The 16,702-nt window shown below is 58.2% G+C and carries 20 protein-coding genes; 9 read left to right on the forward strand and 11 right to left on the reverse strand.

Annotation, left to right across the window (positions count from 1 at the left end; translation table 11 throughout):
• A partial coding sequence (locus EO133_RS07200) for an HAD-IC family P-type ATPase (protein WP_164734918.1) occupies nucleotides 1–758 on the reverse strand: 758 nt, incomplete at its 3' end.
• Nucleotides 759–937: 179 nt separating this feature from the next.
• Between EO133_RS07200 and EO133_RS07205 the strand changes: the two genes are divergently transcribed.
• From EO133_RS07205 to EO133_RS07215, 3 genes are all read left to right on the forward strand, one after another.
• Nucleotides 938–1,732 (forward strand): YdcF family protein, encoded by a 795-nt coding sequence (locus EO133_RS07205; RefSeq protein WP_127071977.1) that lies wholly within the window; start codon nucleotides 938–940, stop codon nucleotides 1,730–1,732.
• Nucleotides 1,733–1,740: 8 nt separating this feature from the next.
• A complete protein-coding gene (locus EO133_RS07210; protein ID WP_127071978.1) occupies nucleotides 1,741–2,190 on the forward strand; it encodes a c-type cytochrome in 450 nt (149 codons plus the stop codon).
• 557 nt (nucleotides 2,191–2,747) lie between these two features.
• Nucleotides 2,748–3,047, forward strand: a complete 300-nt coding sequence (locus EO133_RS07215; RefSeq protein ID WP_244640807.1) for a pyocin activator PrtN family protein — start codon at nucleotides 2,748–2,750, stop codon at nucleotides 3,045–3,047.
• A gap of 223 nt (nucleotides 3,048–3,270) precedes the next feature.
• Here EO133_RS07215 and EO133_RS07220 read toward each other — a convergent pair whose 3' ends face one another.
• Together EO133_RS07220 and EO133_RS07225 are read right to left on the reverse strand one after the other, a co-directional pair.
• Nucleotides 3,271–4,365, reverse strand: a complete 1,095-nt coding sequence (locus tag EO133_RS07220) for a CobW family GTP-binding protein (RefSeq protein WP_244640808.1) — start codon at nucleotides 4,363–4,365, stop codon at nucleotides 3,271–3,273.
• A 14-nt stretch (nucleotides 4,366–4,379) separates the two neighbouring features.
• Nucleotides 4,380–4,787: a Fur family transcriptional regulator gene (locus tag EO133_RS07225; RefSeq protein ID WP_127072190.1), complete on the reverse strand. Its 408-nt coding sequence runs from the start codon at nucleotides 4,785–4,787 to the stop codon at nucleotides 4,380–4,382.
• A 101-nt stretch (nucleotides 4,788–4,888) separates the two neighbouring features.
• On the opposite strand from EO133_RS07225, the gene aztA reads away from it, so the two are divergent.
• From aztA to EO133_RS20190, 6 genes are all read left to right on the forward strand, one after another.
• Nucleotides 4,889–5,713 (forward strand): zinc ABC transporter ATP-binding protein AztA, encoded by an 825-nt coding sequence (gene aztA / locus EO133_RS07230; RefSeq protein WP_127071980.1) that lies wholly within the window; start codon nucleotides 4,889–4,891, stop codon nucleotides 5,711–5,713.
• Nucleotides 5,713–6,588 (forward strand): zinc ABC transporter permease AztB, encoded by an 876-nt coding sequence (aztB, locus tag EO133_RS07235; RefSeq protein ID WP_127072191.1) that lies wholly within the window; start codon nucleotides 5,713–5,715, stop codon nucleotides 6,586–6,588. Before aztA ends, aztB begins: the two co-directional genes overlap by 1 nt.
• A 14-nt stretch (nucleotides 6,589–6,602) precedes the next feature.
• Nucleotides 6,603–7,535 (forward strand): zinc ABC transporter substrate-binding protein AztC, encoded by a 933-nt coding sequence (aztC, locus tag EO133_RS07240; protein ID WP_164734938.1) that lies wholly within the window; start codon nucleotides 6,603–6,605, stop codon nucleotides 7,533–7,535.
• A gap of 55 nt (nucleotides 7,536–7,590) precedes the next feature.
• Nucleotides 7,591–8,925 carry a metallochaperone AztD gene (locus tag EO133_RS07245; RefSeq protein ID WP_188681911.1) on the forward strand — a complete coding sequence of 445 codons (1,335 nt, stop codon included), beginning with the start codon at nucleotides 7,591–7,593 and terminating at the stop codon, nucleotides 8,923–8,925.
• Between the two features lie 118 nt (nucleotides 8,926–9,043).
• Nucleotides 9,044–9,139: a GTP-binding protein gene (locus tag EO133_RS07250; protein WP_244640837.1), complete on the forward strand. Its 96-nt coding sequence runs from the start codon at nucleotides 9,044–9,046 to the stop codon at nucleotides 9,137–9,139.
• A gap of 588 nt (nucleotides 9,140–9,727) precedes the next feature.
• Nucleotides 9,728–9,895, forward strand: a complete 168-nt coding sequence (locus EO133_RS20190; RefSeq protein WP_164734920.1) for a hypothetical protein — start codon at nucleotides 9,728–9,730, stop codon at nucleotides 9,893–9,895.
• Here the strand turns inward: EO133_RS20190 and EO133_RS07255 are convergent.
• From EO133_RS07255 to EO133_RS07290, 8 genes are all read right to left on the reverse strand, one after another.
• Nucleotides 9,892–10,476, reverse strand: a complete 585-nt coding sequence (locus EO133_RS07255) for a DUF6969 family protein (protein ID WP_127071982.1) — start codon at nucleotides 10,474–10,476, stop codon at nucleotides 9,892–9,894. The two genes, EO133_RS20190 and EO133_RS07255, sit on opposite strands and share 4 nt — an antisense overlap.
• Nucleotides 10,473–10,880 carry a hypothetical protein gene (locus tag EO133_RS07260; protein WP_127071983.1) on the reverse strand — a complete coding sequence of 136 codons (408 nt, stop codon included), beginning with the start codon at nucleotides 10,878–10,880 and terminating at the stop codon, nucleotides 10,473–10,475. Before EO133_RS07260 ends, EO133_RS07255 begins: the two co-directional genes overlap by 4 nt.
• Nucleotides 10,877–12,091, reverse strand: a complete 1,215-nt coding sequence (locus tag EO133_RS07265) for a YeeE/YedE family protein (protein ID WP_127071984.1) — start codon at nucleotides 12,089–12,091, stop codon at nucleotides 10,877–10,879. The genes EO133_RS07260 and EO133_RS07265 overlap by 4 nt, the downstream gene beginning before the upstream one ends.
• An 80-nt stretch (nucleotides 12,092–12,171) precedes the next feature.
• Nucleotides 12,172–13,071: a sulfurtransferase gene (locus tag EO133_RS07270; RefSeq protein WP_127071985.1), complete on the reverse strand. Its 900-nt coding sequence runs from the start codon at nucleotides 13,069–13,071 to the stop codon at nucleotides 12,172–12,174.
• A gap of 173 nt (nucleotides 13,072–13,244) precedes the next feature.
• Nucleotides 13,245–14,183, reverse strand: a complete 939-nt coding sequence (locus tag EO133_RS07275; RefSeq protein ID WP_244640810.1) for an SDR family NAD(P)-dependent oxidoreductase — start codon at nucleotides 14,181–14,183, stop codon at nucleotides 13,245–13,247.
• A gap of 104 nt (nucleotides 14,184–14,287) precedes the next feature.
• Nucleotides 14,288–15,232: a LysR family transcriptional regulator gene (locus tag EO133_RS07280; RefSeq protein ID WP_127071986.1), complete on the reverse strand. Its 945-nt coding sequence runs from the start codon at nucleotides 15,230–15,232 to the stop codon at nucleotides 14,288–14,290.
• Nucleotides 15,233–15,287: 55 nt separating this feature from the next.
• Nucleotides 15,288–15,752, reverse strand: a complete 465-nt coding sequence (locus EO133_RS07285; RefSeq protein ID WP_127071987.1) for a GNAT family N-acetyltransferase — start codon at nucleotides 15,750–15,752, stop codon at nucleotides 15,288–15,290.
• Nucleotides 15,752–16,696 (reverse strand): ABC transporter ATP-binding protein, encoded by a 945-nt coding sequence (locus EO133_RS07290; RefSeq protein ID WP_127071988.1) that lies wholly within the window; start codon nucleotides 16,694–16,696, stop codon nucleotides 15,752–15,754. Before EO133_RS07290 ends, EO133_RS07285 begins: the two co-directional genes overlap by 1 nt.
• Nucleotides 16,697–16,702: the final 6 nt, after the last annotated feature.

Genomic DNA, 16,702 nt, shown 5'->3' on the forward strand with positions numbered 1-16,702 from the left:
TCCTGACCAGTTTGAAGCACGCGGACGCGAAGGGAACCTTGCCCGTTCACGGTGCCGCCGAGGACTTCCGAGGAGTCCGACTTGTCGACCAGAGCAGATTCGCCCGTGATCATGGATTCGTTGACCGAGCTCTTGCCTGAGATAACGATGCCATCGGCGGGGATTGATGCCCCTGGACGCACCAGGACGACGTCATCGGCTTTGAGGTCGGAGACGGCCACCTCTTCTGTCCGGTCCCCTTCAACCACGCGCACTGCCATGTCCGGTAACAGCTTGGCGAGTTCATTGAGAGCGCCCTGAGCCTGAGAAATCGAGCGCATCTCGATCCAGTGTCCCAGCAGCATGATGGTGACCAGCGTGGCCAGCTCCCACCACAAGGGATGACCATCGAACCCGAGAAAGATAGCAACGCTGTAGATAAACGCAACGGAGATCGCGAGCGAAATCAACGTCATCATGCCCGGAAGGCGCGTTTTGAGCTCGCCGATTGCGCTGCTCAAAAACACCCAGCCACCGTAGAAAAAAACGATGGTGCCAAACAATGGTGGGATAAAGTTTGATCCGGGAAAGTGTGGTGCAGTGTAGCCGAACCACTCCTGGATCATTGGCTCCCAAATGACAGTCGGTATCGTCAAAGCCAGCGAGAGCCAGAACTTGTCACGAAACATGGAAACCGAGTGGCCCGCATGCTTGTCGTGCCCCGATGCATCCTTTGCACCAAGGCCACTGTCAGCATGGTGGTGTTGATGTTCGTTCATTTTCCAGACCTCTCCGCTCCAGTCACTGCCTTAGGTGGATTTCTCCACACGAGCGTTGATCGAGGTCAAGCTCGCACTCCGGACTTTGCTGCTTCCAATGGTAGGAAGGTCAAGCGGAATCGACGTCAATCGATTGTTGACGGCGAAGGTGCTACTGGAAGACGTCGTGGAGGTCCCCGATGTTTTTCAACCTATCCAAATTACTGAGCTTCTTCCTGGTCCCTTCCAACATCCTGCTACTTGTTTTGCTGGTGGCCTTGGGTTTTTGGCTGCTGAAGTTCCGGAAAACTGCGGCAACGCTGGGTATTGCTTCGATCACAGGGATGGCTCTGGCGGCGTGGAGCCCTTTGGGCGCCGCTGCACTCGGAACTCTCGAGGACCGCTTTGCGCGCCCGCCTTTGCCAAGCGATGTTGCCGGCATAATTCTGCTCGGTGGTGCCGTCGACACCCATATCTCCCACGATCGCGATGCGCTGACCCTCAACGAAGCAGGCGAACGGGTCATCGAAACCCGAATGCTTGCGGAACGTTATCCAGATGCTGTGGTCTTTCTCTCAGGCGGCGGCGGGCACCTTTTCCACGATGGAACCCTGACCGAATCCGAACTCGCCAGGCAGACGCTCATTGCTGCAGGCGTCGACGGAGATCGTATTGAGATGGAAGAGCGGTCCCGCAACACCTGCGAGAACGCCAGCGAGACGACTGCCGCGCTCGGCGACCGGGCTTCTGGAACCTGGATTCTCGTTACATCCGCCAGCCACATGCCGCGCGCTGTTGGGTGCTTCAGGGCAGCATCCTTCGCGGTGATCCCCTATCCAGTGGATTTCAGGACAAAGTCGGGCAACATAAACTGGTCCGCCACAGCATCGAGCGGACTGGCGGCCATCGATCTGGCAGCGCACGAATGGATTGGCCTTGTGACCTATCATCTGGCAGGGTTCACCGAGGAACTGTTCCCCTCGCCGGACCAGTGAGGCTGCCGATGTCACGCCCGATAATAATCGCCGCAGCGATCATGGTGCTCATCGCCATTCCTGTGGCTTTGTTCGTTTTCGGACGTGCTGCCGATGGCCGGGCACAAGCCGAGCGCCTCGCCCAAGGCCGGCACCTCTACATCGAACACTGCGCCGCTTGTCATGGAGAGAACCTGGAGGGCCAGCCCAATTGGCAGGAGCGCCTGCCCAACGGGCGAATGCCTGCCCCTCCACACGATGCCACCGGTCACACCTGGCACCACAGCGACAACCAACTCTTCCGCATCACACGCGACGGGGTGGCAGAAATTGTCGGCGGCACATATGAGAGCGACATGCCCGGGTTCGGAGACGTCCTCACCGATGACGAAATCCGGGCCGTTCTCGACTATATTAAGAGCACCTGGCCTGAGCGCGAAAGCCAATATCAGGCGCAAATGTCCGAGCGCGAGCGGTAGAACTACTCCATTTTCAAGCACGCGATGCCGCTAAAAGTCCGTTCGCGAACCCTTGTCGAGCGCATACCTTCCGCTTCTGGGTGTGCTCAAGGGCTGGCTTAACAACCGCAATTGGGGGCGCGAAGCCGTCGAAGCGCAGCGCCCCAGGTTGGCCCGCTTCCCCAAGTCCGCCGAGCAGAAGCGGTCGGGCAGAAATGCCCCCATTTGCGATATCCGCCGATCCGCCAACTAGAGTGAGGACAGCCGCTAAATACCGCGCCCGTTTACACAAGTTCCAGAGCGAAATACTGCACCCAATCTGACAGGGAAAAGCTCTTTCAGGGGAGCTTTCCCGCGCGCTCCCGAGCTGCATTTCGAAGACTGAAACGGGGAGTATACCCAAACTTCTGTGTGCTCATTTTGCACACGACTTCCAATAACTTATTGATATATATAGCGTTTACCCCCAGTCCATCATTGGCGCAATGGAAAACTTCCTATTATTCTCAATCACTTATATAGTGTTCCCAAACCACCTCTGAGATTGGACAGACTAACACTGCCTGTCTCTTTGATGTATGCCTCACTTCGTCCCGTTTTTCAAAGTGTTACCACTTGGATGCCACTCAACTGCACCTTTCTGCTTACGGCTCACTACAACGGCAAACCCCTCATCCCACTCGAAGCTGCCGAAATTTCTTCAAGAGCTTGGGTCAGGAGAGATTGGTATCCCGCCGGTACGAATAGAATGGAGCCAGATGTGCGCGAAAAGCATTCATCTTCGATACTTGGCCTCCTACCCAGACAAACGGCGTGAAATCGCACTGTCGGAGCTCCACGCTTTCCGTCATGCGTTTCACTATCGGCGCAAATATTGACGGCGTTGAGATATCAGCCAGGATGCGGCCGCCCGACCGGTATCTAGCCTCGGTTATAACGCGCCTGGTCGACGAAGCAAGATCGATGGCTTCAGGCTTTCGCCCAAGGCAACGGCAGCTTCAGTGACAGTCATTGACAATCTTGTCCTGTTCTTTGGACTGTATCTTGCGATCAACTAAAAAATGCTTGGAATGGCAGATTGCTTTTCTGAGGCTGTGTAACTCAGATTGCCCCGCGCCACCACGGTCTGTTCCGTTTGACCAGCGACGCGAAATAGCGCCTGATCGGTTCGGCTGGCATGTCTGCCCCGATCAGCATAAGCCGACTCCGGTTGTCACTGTTCGGCCAACCTTCGAGGCGGAAGGGTGAGTATAGTCTGTGCTGAACCGCGTGGACGACCATTGGCCTGGATGGATCGTCCGCCAACGCCAACAAGCCCTTCATTCGCAGCAGGCCTGCATGGCGCTGACCGGTCATTGCGGACAGAAATGCGTCGACCGCCTTTGGATCGAGCGGCTGATCGGCTGACAGGTGCAACGCCGAAACCGCTCCATGACGGTTCGGGCTGTCGTGATCGTGCTTATGGTCATGATGATGACCGTGGTGAGAGTGATGGGTGTGCCCTTCCCCGGACAGCCATCTGGCAACATCTTCGATCCGTTCTGTGGGCGCGTAAGACACGGAGCTTGAACCGATCAGACTGGCTACGGCAAAACCGGGCTGATTGGCATCATGCAAATGGGCGTGCGGGTTCAACTCGACCGCGCGAGCACACGATTGCTCAACCGCATCGGGCATGAGATCGCCCTTGGTCATGACAATGTCGTTGGCAAACGCCAGTTGCTTGCGCGCTTCTACGTAACTGTCGAGGGTTTTTGGCCCGAGTTCGGTATCGAGCGTTGCCACAATCCTGGAGAGATGAAATCGCCGTGCTACCACGTGGTCGCGCAGCCCGAGGGCAGGCGCGCCGCCCGGAATGAGGCTGTTGACTATGGGTGCGGGATCCGCAAGCCCGGTGGTTTCGATCACCACCCGATCGAACCGAGGAACTGCCTGGGCAACTACCATGTCGTTCAGTTCATAAAGCGAAGTGCGGATATCACTGGTCGCATTGCAGCAAAGGCACCCGGTGGTGGTTAAGAAATACCGTTCGGTGCCCTTATGAACCAAATCGTTGTCAATCGCGACTGAGCCGAATTCGTTGACCACGACGGCGGCTTTTTGCATCCCTGGATCTGCAAGCATGCGGTTGAGCAGCGTGGTCTTGCCAGATCCAAGGAAACCGGTGAGCAGGGTGACGGGTAAGGTGTGCGACATGGCAGGCCACGTGTTCAAGGGTGTGGATCTCGGCTCTGACATTCGTCGCACAGGCCGCGCATCTCGACTGTCAACTTTTCAGGTCTGAACGAATGGTCCCGGGACCAGCGTTTGAGGCGCCTTTCGATGGCGATCTCGGGAAACTCGGTTACGTGACCGCAACTATCGCAGATTGCGAAAGCCACCACGCCGTTGCAATCGTTTCCCGCATGGCTGCAAACGACGAACGCGTTCAGACATTCGATCCGGTGTACAAGGCCATACGTCATCAGTTTTTCAAGCGCTCTATAAACCTGGAGCGGCGCCCGTAGACCAGTCTCATCGAGCCGCGACAGCACTGCGTAGGCGCTCAAAGGCACGTCTGTATCGCTAAGCACCTGGAAAACCAACTCCTGGTTTCTGGTGAGCTTGGGCGTTTGCAACATCTTTGAATTCGCCTCACATGCAAGTCTTGCATCGATTGATGTGTAATGTAATAACATCACTATTCTAACAACTCAAGCTTGCTCGATCCCGCATCACGATGACTCATCCCTGCATAACCTTCTCCGATCTGACACTGGGCTATGACAGTCACCCCGCGGTGCATCACCTGGACGGTGTAGTTGAGACGGGCACCCTTCTGGCTGTTGTGGGCGGCAATGGCTCAGGAAAATCTACATTGATGAAGGCCATTGTGGGCATGCTCCGGCCAATGGGGGGCTACTGCACGGTCTCGCCCGGCACACGTATCGCCTATCTGCCCCAGCAATCGGAACTGGATCGCTCCTTTCCCGCTCAGGTGCGCGAGTTGGTCGCGCTTGGGCTCTGGCCCAAACGCGGACTGCTGGGACGCCATCGCCCAGAAGACAAGGAACTGGTTGGCAAGGCGCTGATGGCTGTTGGCCTCACAGGCTTTGAGAAGCGTCCCATAGACACGCTTTCGGGTGGGCAGTTTCAGCGCGCATTGTTTGCGCGCGTGTTGGTGCAGGACGCAGACTTGATCCTGCTCGACGAGCCGTTCAATGCCATCGACACCAAGACTGTGACCGATTTGGTGACGCTTATTCAGCGATGGCACGGCGAAGGTCGTACCGTCCTTGTGGTCGTACACGATCTCGATCTGGTGCGTGAGATTTTTCCCGAGGCGCTGCTGCTGGCGCAGCGTCCGGTCGTCTGGGGCGATGCTCGCGAAGCGCTGAGCGCGGAAAACCTTTTGCGCGCACGTCAATTTCAGGAAAGCTGGGACGAAGCGGCCCCGTGGTGTGAGCCACAGGACGACGTTGAGCGTGCCGCCCGCAGCGCCGATCTCCCAGGCAGCGGCCGATCAGATTCCGTTGTCGGGCGCACGCAACGGGGTGTTGCATGATGGGCGGGATCGGCGATTTTCTGATCGCACCTTTCCTTGAATTTGTCTTCATGCAGCGGGCACTGCTTGGCGCGCTGATGCTTTCTTTCAGCGCTGCGCCGGTGGGTGTTTTCCTTATGCTGCGCCGCATGAGCCTGACCGGGGACGCGATGGCGCATGCGATCCTGCCCGGCGCTGCCGCGGGGTTTCTGCTCTTTGGTCTGGAACTTGTGCCGATGACCCTTGGAGGGTTGGTCGCAGGTGTTGTGGTAGCGCTGGGCGCCGGCGCGGTTTCGCGGCTCACAGTCCAGAAGGAAGATGCCTCAATGGCGGCCTTCTATCTGATTTCTTTGGCGGTTGGGGTAGTCATGGTTTCCATGCGCGGTTCGAGTATCGACCTCATGCACGTGCTGTTTGGAACCGTCCTTGCGCTTAATCACGATGCCCTGACCTTGATAGCTTTGGTGACTGGAACAACTCTGATAACGCTTGCAATTTTTCGGCGCGCGCTTATCGCCGAATGTCTCGATCCGCTGTTCTTGCGCTCGGTCTCAAAACTGGGATCCCCGGTTCATTTCGTGTTTTTGGGCCTGGTTGTCATCAATCTGGTGGCCGGATTTCAGGCGCTCGGTACATTGCTGTCGGTCGGGCTGATGATCCTGCCAGCCGCTGCCGCACGGTTCTGGACCCAGCGGGTGGAGACCATGTGCGTGCTCGCCATCGGTTTCGGTGTCGTGTCCTCGGTCTCGGGCCTCTTGCTTTCCTATCACGCCGCGCTGCCCTCCGGGCCGGCCATCATCTTGTCGGCAGGTCTGCTCTATGCGGTATCGGTGATCGCCGGTACGCGCGGAGTTTTACTGACGCGCCTGCCCCGAACCTCCCACCGAACTGCCTGAAGGATATTGCCATGATCTATCGCTGGCTCAAGCACGCCTCAATTTGTACTGTTATAACATTAGCGCCGCAGATTGCATGGGCACAACAGGCTTCGCTTAACGTGGTCGCGACGTTCTCGATCTTGGGCGACTTCGCTCAAGAGGTCGGCGGAGACCGAATCGCGCTAACGACGCTCGTCGGCGCAGATGGCGATGCCCATGTCTATGAGCCTCGCCCGGCCGATGCGGTCGCCTTGGCAAGGGCCGATGTCGTGCTGCAAAACGGCTTGCTGTTTGAAGGATTTCTCACCCGGCTCGTCCAAGCCAGTGGGACCTCGGCGGAAATCGTTGAAGTCTCGCAAGGGGCCGATATTCTCGATGATCCGCAGGGCGGCCATTATCATTATTACGGCGACCGAACTGTTTTCCACGCTGCTCCCTACGACCCTCATGCCTGGCAGTCCGTTGCCAACGCGAAAGTCTATGTCGAAAACATCGCCCAGGCCTTCTGTGCCGTCGATGCGCAAGGGTGCTCCACATACACGGCGAATGCGCAAGACTATATCGATGAGTTGGCCGCACTTGAAGATGAGATAAGGGCGCAGATCGCCGCGATCCCCGAAGACCGGCGGGTGGTTGTCGTTGCCCATGACGCTTTCCGCTATTTCCAGCGCGACTACGGTATCACCTTCCTCTCGCCACAAGGCGTTTCGACCGATTCCGAAGCCTCGGCGGCCGATGTTGCCAGCCTCATTCGTGAAATACGCGCGCAAAATGCAAGCGCGGTTTTCGCCGAGAACATCTCAGACTCGCGACTGGTTGAGCAAATCGCACATGAGGCCGGCCTCGAGCTTGGCGGCACGTTGTACTCCGATGCCCTGTCAGGGCCGGATGGTCCCGCACCAACCTACCTCGAAATGATCCGTCACAACCTTTCCACCATCAGCGCGGCACTCGCCGTCGACTGAACCCCGATCGTGTCCGGCACGATCCAAATCGCAAGACCCTATGGAGGTTATTGATATGAAAATGTTCCTGCTCAGAAGCTCGGCATTGGCGCTTGTTGCGTCGATGGCGGGGGGCGCGTTCGCAGACGAGGAAGTCACGGCTTGGCGCCTGTTCGTCTCGGACCACGGCCAAGCCGTCGTCACGGTTCTCGATGCCGTAAATGGAAATGTGATCGATACGTTCGACATCGACGGTCCCGCGAGCCTGTATCGCAGCGACAGCGGTGAAACCGTCTTTGCAGTGCAAGGATCCGCAGGGGCGGTGACAGCGATCTCGACCGGCATTGCCTTTGACGACCATGGCGATCATGCCGACATTGATGTCAGTCAACCGGGCCTGACCGGGCTGGTTGTCACGGGCGAGAGGCCTTCGCACTTCGTTGAGAACCGCGGCCAGTACGCAGCTTTCTTTGACGGGGAGGGTCTGGCACGGGTCTTCACCGAAACAGATGCCCTGGCCGGCGCAAGCGAGCTTCGTGAAGTGGATTCGGGTGCTCCGCACCACGGTGCAGTCATTCCGTTCGACACTTCCGACATCGTTTCTATTCCCCATCCCGAAGATCCATCCAATGCCCCGGTTGGTGTAAGGATCCTCGATCGCGATGGTAACCAGATTGGCGACGACTATGAATGTGTCGGAATGCACGGCGAGGCCGTTTCTGGCAATCTGGTGGCCATTGGCGGTTGTGCCGATGGAATTCTGATCGTCCGTTCCAGCGGCGGTGAACCGGTCATCGAACCGCTCACCTTCACCGACCGCTTGCCCCAAGGACGTGTCTCGACGCTGATCGGGGGCCGCGGGCTTCAGTATTTCCTGGGCAATTTCGATGCCAGCACTGTGAGTATCATCGAAGCCGATGCTGAAGAACCCTTCCGCCTGGTCGAGTTGCCCACCCGTCGGGTGCATTTTGCCGTGGATAATGTCCGGGCCCGCTTTGCTTATGTCTTCACCGAAGACGGCCAGTTGCACCAGCTCGACATCATTTCGGGCGATATCGCGCAATCGGTTCGGGTAACCGGGCCCTACTCGATGGACGGCCACTGGAGCGATCCGCGCCCGCGCGTTGCGGTTGCCGGTGACAGTGTTTTCGTGACGGACCCACTCGAAGGCAAGCTGCATGTAATCGATGCTGCAAGTTTTGAAGTGACCGGCGAAATCGAGATCGAAGGCGTGCCTTTCAACATCGTTTCCGTAGGTGGGACCGGTATCGTGCATGGCGACCACGACCACGATCACGACCACGACCACGACCACGACCACGACCACGACCATGACCATGACCATGACCATGATGACCATGACCATCACGACGATCACCACGATGATGACGACCATGATCATGACCACTAAGAGCGTTTGAACCGCTCTGATACTCTTGCGTCCGGCCAAAGGCCGGGCGCTTCTTTCTTTGCATGGAGTTTACCAGAATGCTTACGCCGAGCGCCGGCCGACGTCTGCCGTAAACGCATTGTCAGGCTTTCTGGGAGCGGGCAAGACGACCCTGCTCAATCACGTTCTCAATAAGCGGCAGGCCCCCAAGGCCGAAGCGTCGTCAACAATATGAGTGAAAGGAGATTATCTGCGCCACGCTCAGTGCATACCACCGGAAGCAAGCCAATCCCGGCATTTCGCAGATGGTCCGGGACATACAGACAAACTGCATTTTGGTCGGACTGAAGTTACCGCATCGCAGGACGATCATGGCTCGCCTCGCTTCCATTCGGTTTTTCGCGGTGGCGTTCCCAGAACCTAAATGAGGCCAGATACAACCAAACGTACAACAATCAAAAAATCAAATCTCTCAAGCAATTGACTTTGTTGTCGCTTCTGGAATGTCCATCCGATCCATTATCGGGCAACGCTGAAACGCCGGGCGTGTGACAGGCCTGCCTGCTCGTTTCTAATGCCTTGGTGCGTCCGGGTATCTATGTTTTTGCTATAGGCGCTGCAATATAACTGCTTCAATCGTCAATCTTTGCAGGCTATTTCTTATGCCGTCTGCCAATGGGGGCACAACCGAAGCAAGTTATCGCAACGTTTTAACCTTTTAATCAGAAAATTTTGCGCACGATAATATGAATGGTTCTGTATCGGCTGCAAGGAATCCAATTCCGAAAAGGTATCAGCCGAGTTCGCTGGGAGGAGTGAAACAATGGCCACACAAAAGTCCATCAACAGAGCCTTGGGCCAAACGGCAGTTGGAGTTGTCATTTCGCTTTTCCTTGCTGCAAAGACAGCAATGATCTGGGGTTGGATGCCAGCGCTCGCCGTGCTGGTCGTCGGCGTTCTTATTGCAGCTGTCGTATTCAGCCGTCTCTAGAGCCGTAGTTCCGATACGACTTCGAGTTCCCTGTCTTCGCGGATAGATGTTCCGGCAGGTGCCACGTGGCGCGCCAGCACGGCATCGCGTTCTCTGATCAGCCCTGCGATAGCGTCCTCATGGGCTGCGGTCGTCGCCGTGAGCCAACGGTTCACGAGATAGGAGGGGCGCGGCATATGCACGTCGAAACGCTCCAGCAGCCCGATTGTCGGCTCGGCATCCAGCCAGTCGTCCCCGACCACCCATTGATTGACCGTGAAGAGCCGCACTGGCTTGCCATAGGGATCGACCCCGATTGCCACAAGATGATGGATGGGACCGTCTGCCCCTAAAGGCCGCACGAAACAATGGAAATGTCCGTGCTCGATAGCTCCTTCAGGATCGTCTGCCGGATGGCAGTGATAGAACCACTGCGCTCCGGTTTGCGGGTCGAAAACATCGGGCTGGGGGTAATGGGTCCATGCCGTGATCGATGGCGCGTCGCGCAAAGTCTCGGTCAAGACGTTGAACCCGCCTTTCGCCAGCACCTGCTCGCAAAAAGCAATCTCCTGCAAAGCCCGGTCCCGCGCCTCACTCATCAGTTCACCGCGAGGTCCGGCGCTTCGGTTGCGCCGTCCGGCATTGGCAATGGCGGGGGCGGTGGGGGCGCAAGCTCTGCCTGTGCGTCTGGCTCGGGCATGGGCGCGGGCGGCGGAGGGGGCGGAGCCAGTTGCGATTGTTCCTCAGCCTGTGGCATCGGTGCCGGGGGCGGCGGCGCAGCGGCAAGAGGCGCCCCTGCGGCACAAGGAGCGCCAGCCGCGCAGGGTGCTGCGGCAACGGGAGCACCGGCTGCACATGGAGCACCCGCAGCACAAGGTGCCGCGCCCGACTGGGCGACAGCAGGCGCCGCCTGCGGCACAGGACTTGTTACATGATCGGCCACAACAGCAGCCGTCCCAGCCGCAAACATGACGCCGAACAATAGGGTGTTACGACCGGTACTCATTTCTTTGCAAATCCATCAAGTCCGAAAAAGGGGCGTAGCCAGATACCGGCAAACGAGCCGATAAATGCAGAGCCAAACCACAGCCAGCCATGCAGGCTGCCAGAGGCAATGCCGGAGAACAATGCGCCGATATTGCAACCGAAGGAAAGCCGCGCGCCATAGCCCATCAGCAAGCCGCCAAGCGCTGCGGCGGCCAGAGACCCCAGCGGCAATGCAGCTTTGGGCGCAAATTTTCCTGCAAGGCCGGCGGTCAGCGCCGCCCCCAATATGATCCCGAAATTCATCACTGACGTGTTGTCGTTCAGCACCGAGCTTGAAAGCGCCTGAGCCTGTGCGGGCCAGGTCCAGAACTCCCAGCTTGCGACCGGAACACCGACAGCCTGCGCGATCTTTGCGCCCCAAAGGCCAAAGCCATAAGTGATCGACCACGGATGACCGGCCAGAAGCAACGTCGCGATATTGAGAAGCGCCAGCACCAGCCCTGCGCCGACCAGTGGCCATGGACCATAGAGCAGCCAGCTCCAGCCCGGACGCCGGGGACCGGGATCGGCTTCGATGTTGCCGTGAGCGCGCCGCTCTATGACCGCCGTAACAAGCGCTACGATGGCAAGTCCGGCGATGGTTGCGATGACAGCAAAACCCGTGCCCAGTTCAGAACTGATATTGATGGCAGGCAGCGATGGCTGCTCCAGCCAAAAGGGCAGATGGGCGGTGCCGATCAGGGCGCCGATAATAAAGAAGGCAAGCGTCACCAACATGCGGGCGGAGCCGCCGCCAACCGTAAACAGCGTACCGGACCCGCACCCGCCGCCAAGTTGCATACCCAGTCCGAAGATTGCTGCGCCGAGCAAAACAGAAACACCGACCGGCGCCATCGCGCCCACCAGCGGCTGACCGCCAATGCTGCCTGCGGCCAGAAGCGGCATCATTGCCACGGCGGCAATGCCAATCATCAGCATCTGCGCGCGCATGCCGCGTCCGCGCTTTTCGACCACCATGCGGCGCCAGCCACCGGTAAAGCCGAATGAGCCATGATAGAGCGCGGCGCCCAAACCGCCGCCGATCAGGAACAACGTCGCCTGGCGCAGATCGATCAGCCATGAAATGACGACAAAGCCAAGCAGCAGGCCAATGCCTGCGACAAGCACCGGTCCTTTGTCGGAAATGGCGGGCGGTAAATAGTTGGGACGGTCCAGAGCAGTGTCGGACATGAATAAGGTTCCCCGATATTAGACAGCAACAGACACCCGCTATACGGGCGCCTGCGCGTTATCCATTCTGCCTATCGTCTTTATTCGACTGGACGCGAAGCGTCGAGCGTCCATTCGGCCATGGACCCGTCATACATTGACGTCTGCTTGTTGCCGAGGATTTCAGATAGTCCGAACCAGGCAACCGATGCCCAATGGCCGGTATTGCAGAAAGCAATATTTTCCTCGTCGGCCGCAAGCCCGACAGCCTGCGATAGTGCAGCAACCGTTTCAGGCTGGGCAAAGCGGGCATAATCGGCACTATAAAGCTCGAAATGGGGGATGTTTACCGCGCCGGGAATGGTGCCGGGTGTCGCAACAACCGGGCTCTTGGATTCGCCGTTGAAGTGCTCCGGCGGACGGCCATCGACAAGGGCAATACCGTTTTCAAGCGCGGCGAGAACATCGTCGGTGGTCGCCAACAGATGGTCCTGAATATCGACTTCAAAAACACTGGCTTCAGGCTGAGCCAGTTCGGCAACGCGCGCGCCGCCTACGGCATCATATTGACGCCATCCGCCATCGAGAATGGAAACATCCTCGTGGCCGAGATATTTGAACGTCCAGTAAACACGGGTCGCACCGCCGATTTCCGAAGAGTCGGTACCCCAGGGCACGATCACAACATGATCGTTGTTGTCGATGCCAAGGCTGGAGATCAGAGCCGTTGCCGCTTCAACGCCGGGAAACTGGCCGGGTACACCTTCGATTTCTGTGCGCCAGCCAGCGCTGCCATATGGGGCGAGGACCGCGTTGGCGAGATAGGGCAGATCGCCCAGATCGGTGCCCTCGATATTGTCACGAACATCGAGGACAACGAGATTGTCCGCCCCGGTATTGGCCTTGAGCCATTCGGCATCGACCAGGGGGGTAACGGCAGATTGTGCGAATGCTGGGGCGGCGGCAAGGCTTGCCGCAAGGACCAAGGTCGCGAGACGCATAATGGTGCTCCTTTGGGATAATTTTCTGACACCATTATCGTATTTTGCCGATCAGTATGCGAGGGCACCCGCGCTAAATTGATCACCCGGCGAAAAAAACCTTGCTACACATTTCCAGAACACGAGCATGCCATTGCCAACTGGCATGTTAGCTACCAAGGGCACCTCCCCGCCTACAGGGCCGAGGTCATACCACCGTCGACAAAGAACAGCGATCCGTTGAGATACGTCATATCTGGCGCTGCCATGGCTAAAATGGCTGCCGCGATTTCATGCGGCGCGGCAACTCTGCCGAGCCCGTGAACATTTGAACGCCCCCAAACGCCGAGGCCAGTGCGCCACACGGCGTCCGGTGCATCCATCATGCCAGCCTGCCGCCGGATCATCTCAGTATCGGTGGCGCCGGGGCAGATGCCATTAACGCGTATCCCCTGCTCCGCGTATTCAAGCGCTGCTGTTTGCACGAGGCCTGCCAGTGCGCGTTTACTGGCATTGTAGGCGCCCAATTGCGGGCGCGCGCCGACAATATTGACCGAGGATGTCACGATGATCTGCCCACCCCGCTCCAGCATATGCGGGATCTGGGCCTTCATTGCCAGAAACACTCCGCGCACATTTGTATTTTGAATGTCGTCCCATTCATCGCGTGAAATTTCGTGCATCGGTTTGCTAAAGCTGATGCCCGCATTATTGAGCGCAATGTCGATCCGACCGTAGGCGGCAAGCGCTTCATCGACGAAAGCATTTACCTCGCCCTCATCGCGAACGTCAGCCCTGATATAGAGCGCTTCGCCGCCTTGCTCCCGAATGCTCGCCTCGACCTGAGCCCCAAGAGTCTCCCGGCGTCCGCAAAAAGCCACGCGCGCGCCTTCGGCAGCGAACGCTTCGGCAGCCGCGCGACCGATGCCTGATGTTGCACCTGTTATCAGCACCACTTGATCGTCGAACCGGCGGCGGCCTTCAAAAACCGGCGCGGCAGGCGGACGACCACCGCCCGCTAGTGCCATGCCACCGGCCAAGCCCGCTGCCGCGCCAATGACCGTGCCTACAGCCGTCGCGCCGAGCATGCGCCGTCTGCCAGGGTTGGCGGGCTTTTCGTCATCTGCACTCATAGTAACCTCTCGTCTCACGCTGATCCGAGAGAGGATATGGGCGGCGCTATAGCTTCAACAATCGCGCTGGACCTTCATGCATTGTGAAGCCCCGCTTCACAATCTTATGGGTTCAGTAAGGGATGAGCTGCGATCTCGGAGCGTCGCGCTGCGATAAAGTCAATAAAGGCCCTGAGCTTGGGCAATGTCTGGGCCCGGCTGGGGTAATAGAGGAAAAGACCCGGACTTTCCGGGCAATATAGCTCCAATACGCTCCGCAGGCGCTTGGCTTTCAGATGCTGCTGCACAAGCGGCGCGGCAATATAGGCCAGCCCGATCCCCTCCAGCGCCATGTTGAGCATTAGGGCTTCGTCGTTGACCGTGAGCGGTCCATCGACGGAAACCTCGATGTCCTCTCCCTCTTGCACAAACTCCCATCGATAAATGGCGCCCGAATTTGGCTGGCGGAAATTGACCGCCCGATGCGCGCGTAGATCGCTAGGCTTTTCAGGGATTCCCCACCGCGCGAAATAGGATGGCGCTCCCACAATGCAGTATTGAAACGCAGGCGTTAGCCGCAGTCCGATCATATCCGCATGAACCAGTTCGCCGAGCCGTATGCCTGCGTCAAAGCCGCCATCGACAATATCGACAAGGCCGGAATCTGCTACGATTTCCACTTGGATTTCAGGATATTGCGCGCAAAAGTCCGGCAACACTGGCTCGATCAGTGGCCCGACGACCGCTCGAGGCACCGTCAGTCGCAACAATCCGCTCGGGGTGGCTCCAAGCGCGTGCGCTACCTCAAAGGCCGCTTCCATTTCGGCCATGGCAGGACCGGCGCGTTCCAGAAAACGTTGACCTGCCTGCGTCAACCCAACGCTTCGCGTCGTCCGCGCGACAAGCGCCACGCCCACCTTGTCTTCGAGCTTCCGGACAGCCTGACTGACAGCCGATGGCGATATTCCAAGTTCAATGGCTGCGGCACGAAAGCTGCGCTTTTCAGCGACTTTCAGAAAGGCCATCGTTCCGTCGAGTCCGCCGGGCACGATTGTAAAGTTCTTCTTCATGATGCACGCAGATTAGCGAGGCCACGCGCATAAATGAAGCGGGAACATTGCCTGACTATTTCAGCAAATCCCGATAAATTCCCGGCTTGGAATTGGGAATTTCGATAGCATCGAGCAGGCGCATATAGAAATCGACCGGGCCGGGATCGCCGATCACTGCGTAGGCAAAGCCCTTGGCTTTGATATCTTCCAGCGTTTTGAACAGCAGCGCGGCGCCGATGCCTTTGCCCCGTGCGGCCTCAGCAACTCCCGTCGGACCGAAAAAGCCCCGCGCCGTCACATCGCCACAGGCAAAGCCCAGCAGCCCGGTTTTGTCGGTTGCCAGCCAGACATCAATAGGCTGATGGGAAAATCCCACTTCGACTTCCGCGCGCCAATGGCGTGAAAAGTGCTTTTCCACCCACTCGCTTACAACCAGGCGCTCGGGCGCGAGCGCCCGCCGCAGCACGACACCCTGCGCCTCGACCTGCCCGTAATCAAAACGCGGCAGGTCATAAAGCCGAACCAGCAAATCCCCCATCAGGCAGCATCCAATTGCGTCAAACGATGACGCACAAAATGGCCCGGTTCGACCTCAACAGGCAAGCCCGCAGGTTTGCGCGCCAATGCCCGCACCTCTTCGACGCCTTTTGCAAAGGCTCTGCCGCCATCTTCGCTTGCAACAAAACGTTGTGCGGGGTCCGGCACAGCGGAAAGCAAAACCTTGGTATAGGGATGCTGCGGGTTGGCGATCACGCGTTCTGAAGGCCCCCACTCCACCACCTGTCCGGCAAACATCACGGCTGTATCCTCAGCCAGATAGTGGGCCGTCGCGATGTCGTGGGTGATATAGAGAAACGTGATGCCGCGGTCGGTTTTCATGCGTTTCATCAAACCCAGCACCGACTTGCGGATCGATACGTCGAGCATCGATGTCGGCTCATCGGCCACCACCAGTTCAGCGCCAACAGCGAGCGCACGGGCGAGATTGACGCGCTGGCGCTGTCCACCCGAAAGCTCGTGCGGATATTTGGAAAGCGCCATGTCCGGGTCGAGTTCAACATCGGCCAACACGCCTTTTACCGCTTCAGCCAGCGCCCATCCGGAAAGTTTGTGGTGCAGCTTCAAAGGCCGTTCGAGATGGTGCCGGATCGTATGAGCCGGATTGAGCGCAGCAAACGGGTCCTGAAAAACCATTTGCACTGCCCGGTTATAGGCAAGGCTTTCGCTGCGCGATTTCATCTGCGAAATGTCACGCCCCTTGAACAGCACCCGGCCTTCGGTCAGCGAGAAAAGCCGCGTCACCGCGCGACCAAGGGTGGATTTTCCCGAGCCGGATTCCCCGACCACCGCCAGCGCCCTGCCCTGTTCGACCGAGAGCGAGATATTGCGCATGGCAACGACCTCTTTGGCCGCGCCGAACATCGGTTTTAGGTGAAACGTCTTGCCTGCGTTCTCAAGTTGGAGAAGGGGTTGTTCGCTCATCGTGCT

Source organism: Pelagibacterium lentulum, assembly GCF_003992625.1.
Taxonomy (GTDB): domain Bacteria; phylum Pseudomonadota; class Alphaproteobacteria; order Rhizobiales; family Devosiaceae; genus Pelagibacterium; species Pelagibacterium lentulum.

Excerpts from the sequence above, each read along its gene's own strand:
- EO133_RS07290 (WP_127071988.1), bottom strand. The coding sequence starts at position 16,696 with ATGAGCGAACAACCCCTTCTCCAACTTGAGAACGCAGGCAAGACGTTT.
- aztA (WP_127071980.1), top strand. The coding sequence starts at position 4,889 with ATGACTCATCCCTGCATAACCTTCTCCGATCTGACACTGGGCTATGAC.
- EO133_RS07220 (WP_244640808.1), bottom strand. The coding sequence starts at position 4,365 with ATGTCGCACACCTTACCCGTCACCCTGCTCACCGGTTTCCTTGGATCT.
- EO133_RS07215 (WP_244640807.1), top strand. The coding sequence starts at position 2,748 with ATGCCTCACTTCGTCCCGTTTTTCAAAGTGTTACCACTTGGATGCCAC.
- aztB (WP_127072191.1), top strand. The coding sequence starts at position 5,713 with ATGGGCGGGATCGGCGATTTTCTGATCGCACCTTTCCTTGAATTTGTC.
- EO133_RS07205 (WP_127071977.1), top strand. The coding sequence starts at position 938 with ATGTTTTTCAACCTATCCAAATTACTGAGCTTCTTCCTGGTCCCTTCC.
- EO133_RS07285 (WP_127071987.1), bottom strand. The coding sequence starts at position 15,752 with ATGGGGGATTTGCTGGTTCGGCTTTATGACCTGCCGCGTTTTGATTAC.
- EO133_RS07280 (WP_127071986.1), bottom strand. The coding sequence starts at position 15,232 with ATGAAGAAGAACTTTACAATCGTGCCCGGCGGACTCGACGGAACGATG.
- EO133_RS07245 (WP_188681911.1), top strand. The coding sequence starts at position 7,591 with ATGAAAATGTTCCTGCTCAGAAGCTCGGCATTGGCGCTTGTTGCGTCG.
- EO133_RS07275 (WP_244640810.1), bottom strand. The coding sequence starts at position 14,183 with ATGAGTGCAGATGACGAAAAGCCCGCCAACCCTGGCAGACGGCGCATG.
- EO133_RS20190 (WP_164734920.1), top strand. The coding sequence starts at position 9,728 with ATGGCCACACAAAAGTCCATCAACAGAGCCTTGGGCCAAACGGCAGTT.
- EO133_RS07210 (WP_127071978.1), top strand. The coding sequence starts at position 1,741 with ATGTCACGCCCGATAATAATCGCCGCAGCGATCATGGTGCTCATCGCC.
- EO133_RS07265 (WP_127071984.1), bottom strand. The coding sequence starts at position 12,091 with ATGTCCGACACTGCTCTGGACCGTCCCAACTATTTACCGCCCGCCATT.
- EO133_RS07270 (WP_127071985.1), bottom strand. The coding sequence starts at position 13,071 with ATGCGTCTCGCGACCTTGGTCCTTGCGGCAAGCCTTGCCGCCGCCCCA.
- EO133_RS07260 (WP_127071983.1), bottom strand. The coding sequence starts at position 10,880 with ATGAGTACCGGTCGTAACACCCTATTGTTCGGCGTCATGTTTGCGGCT.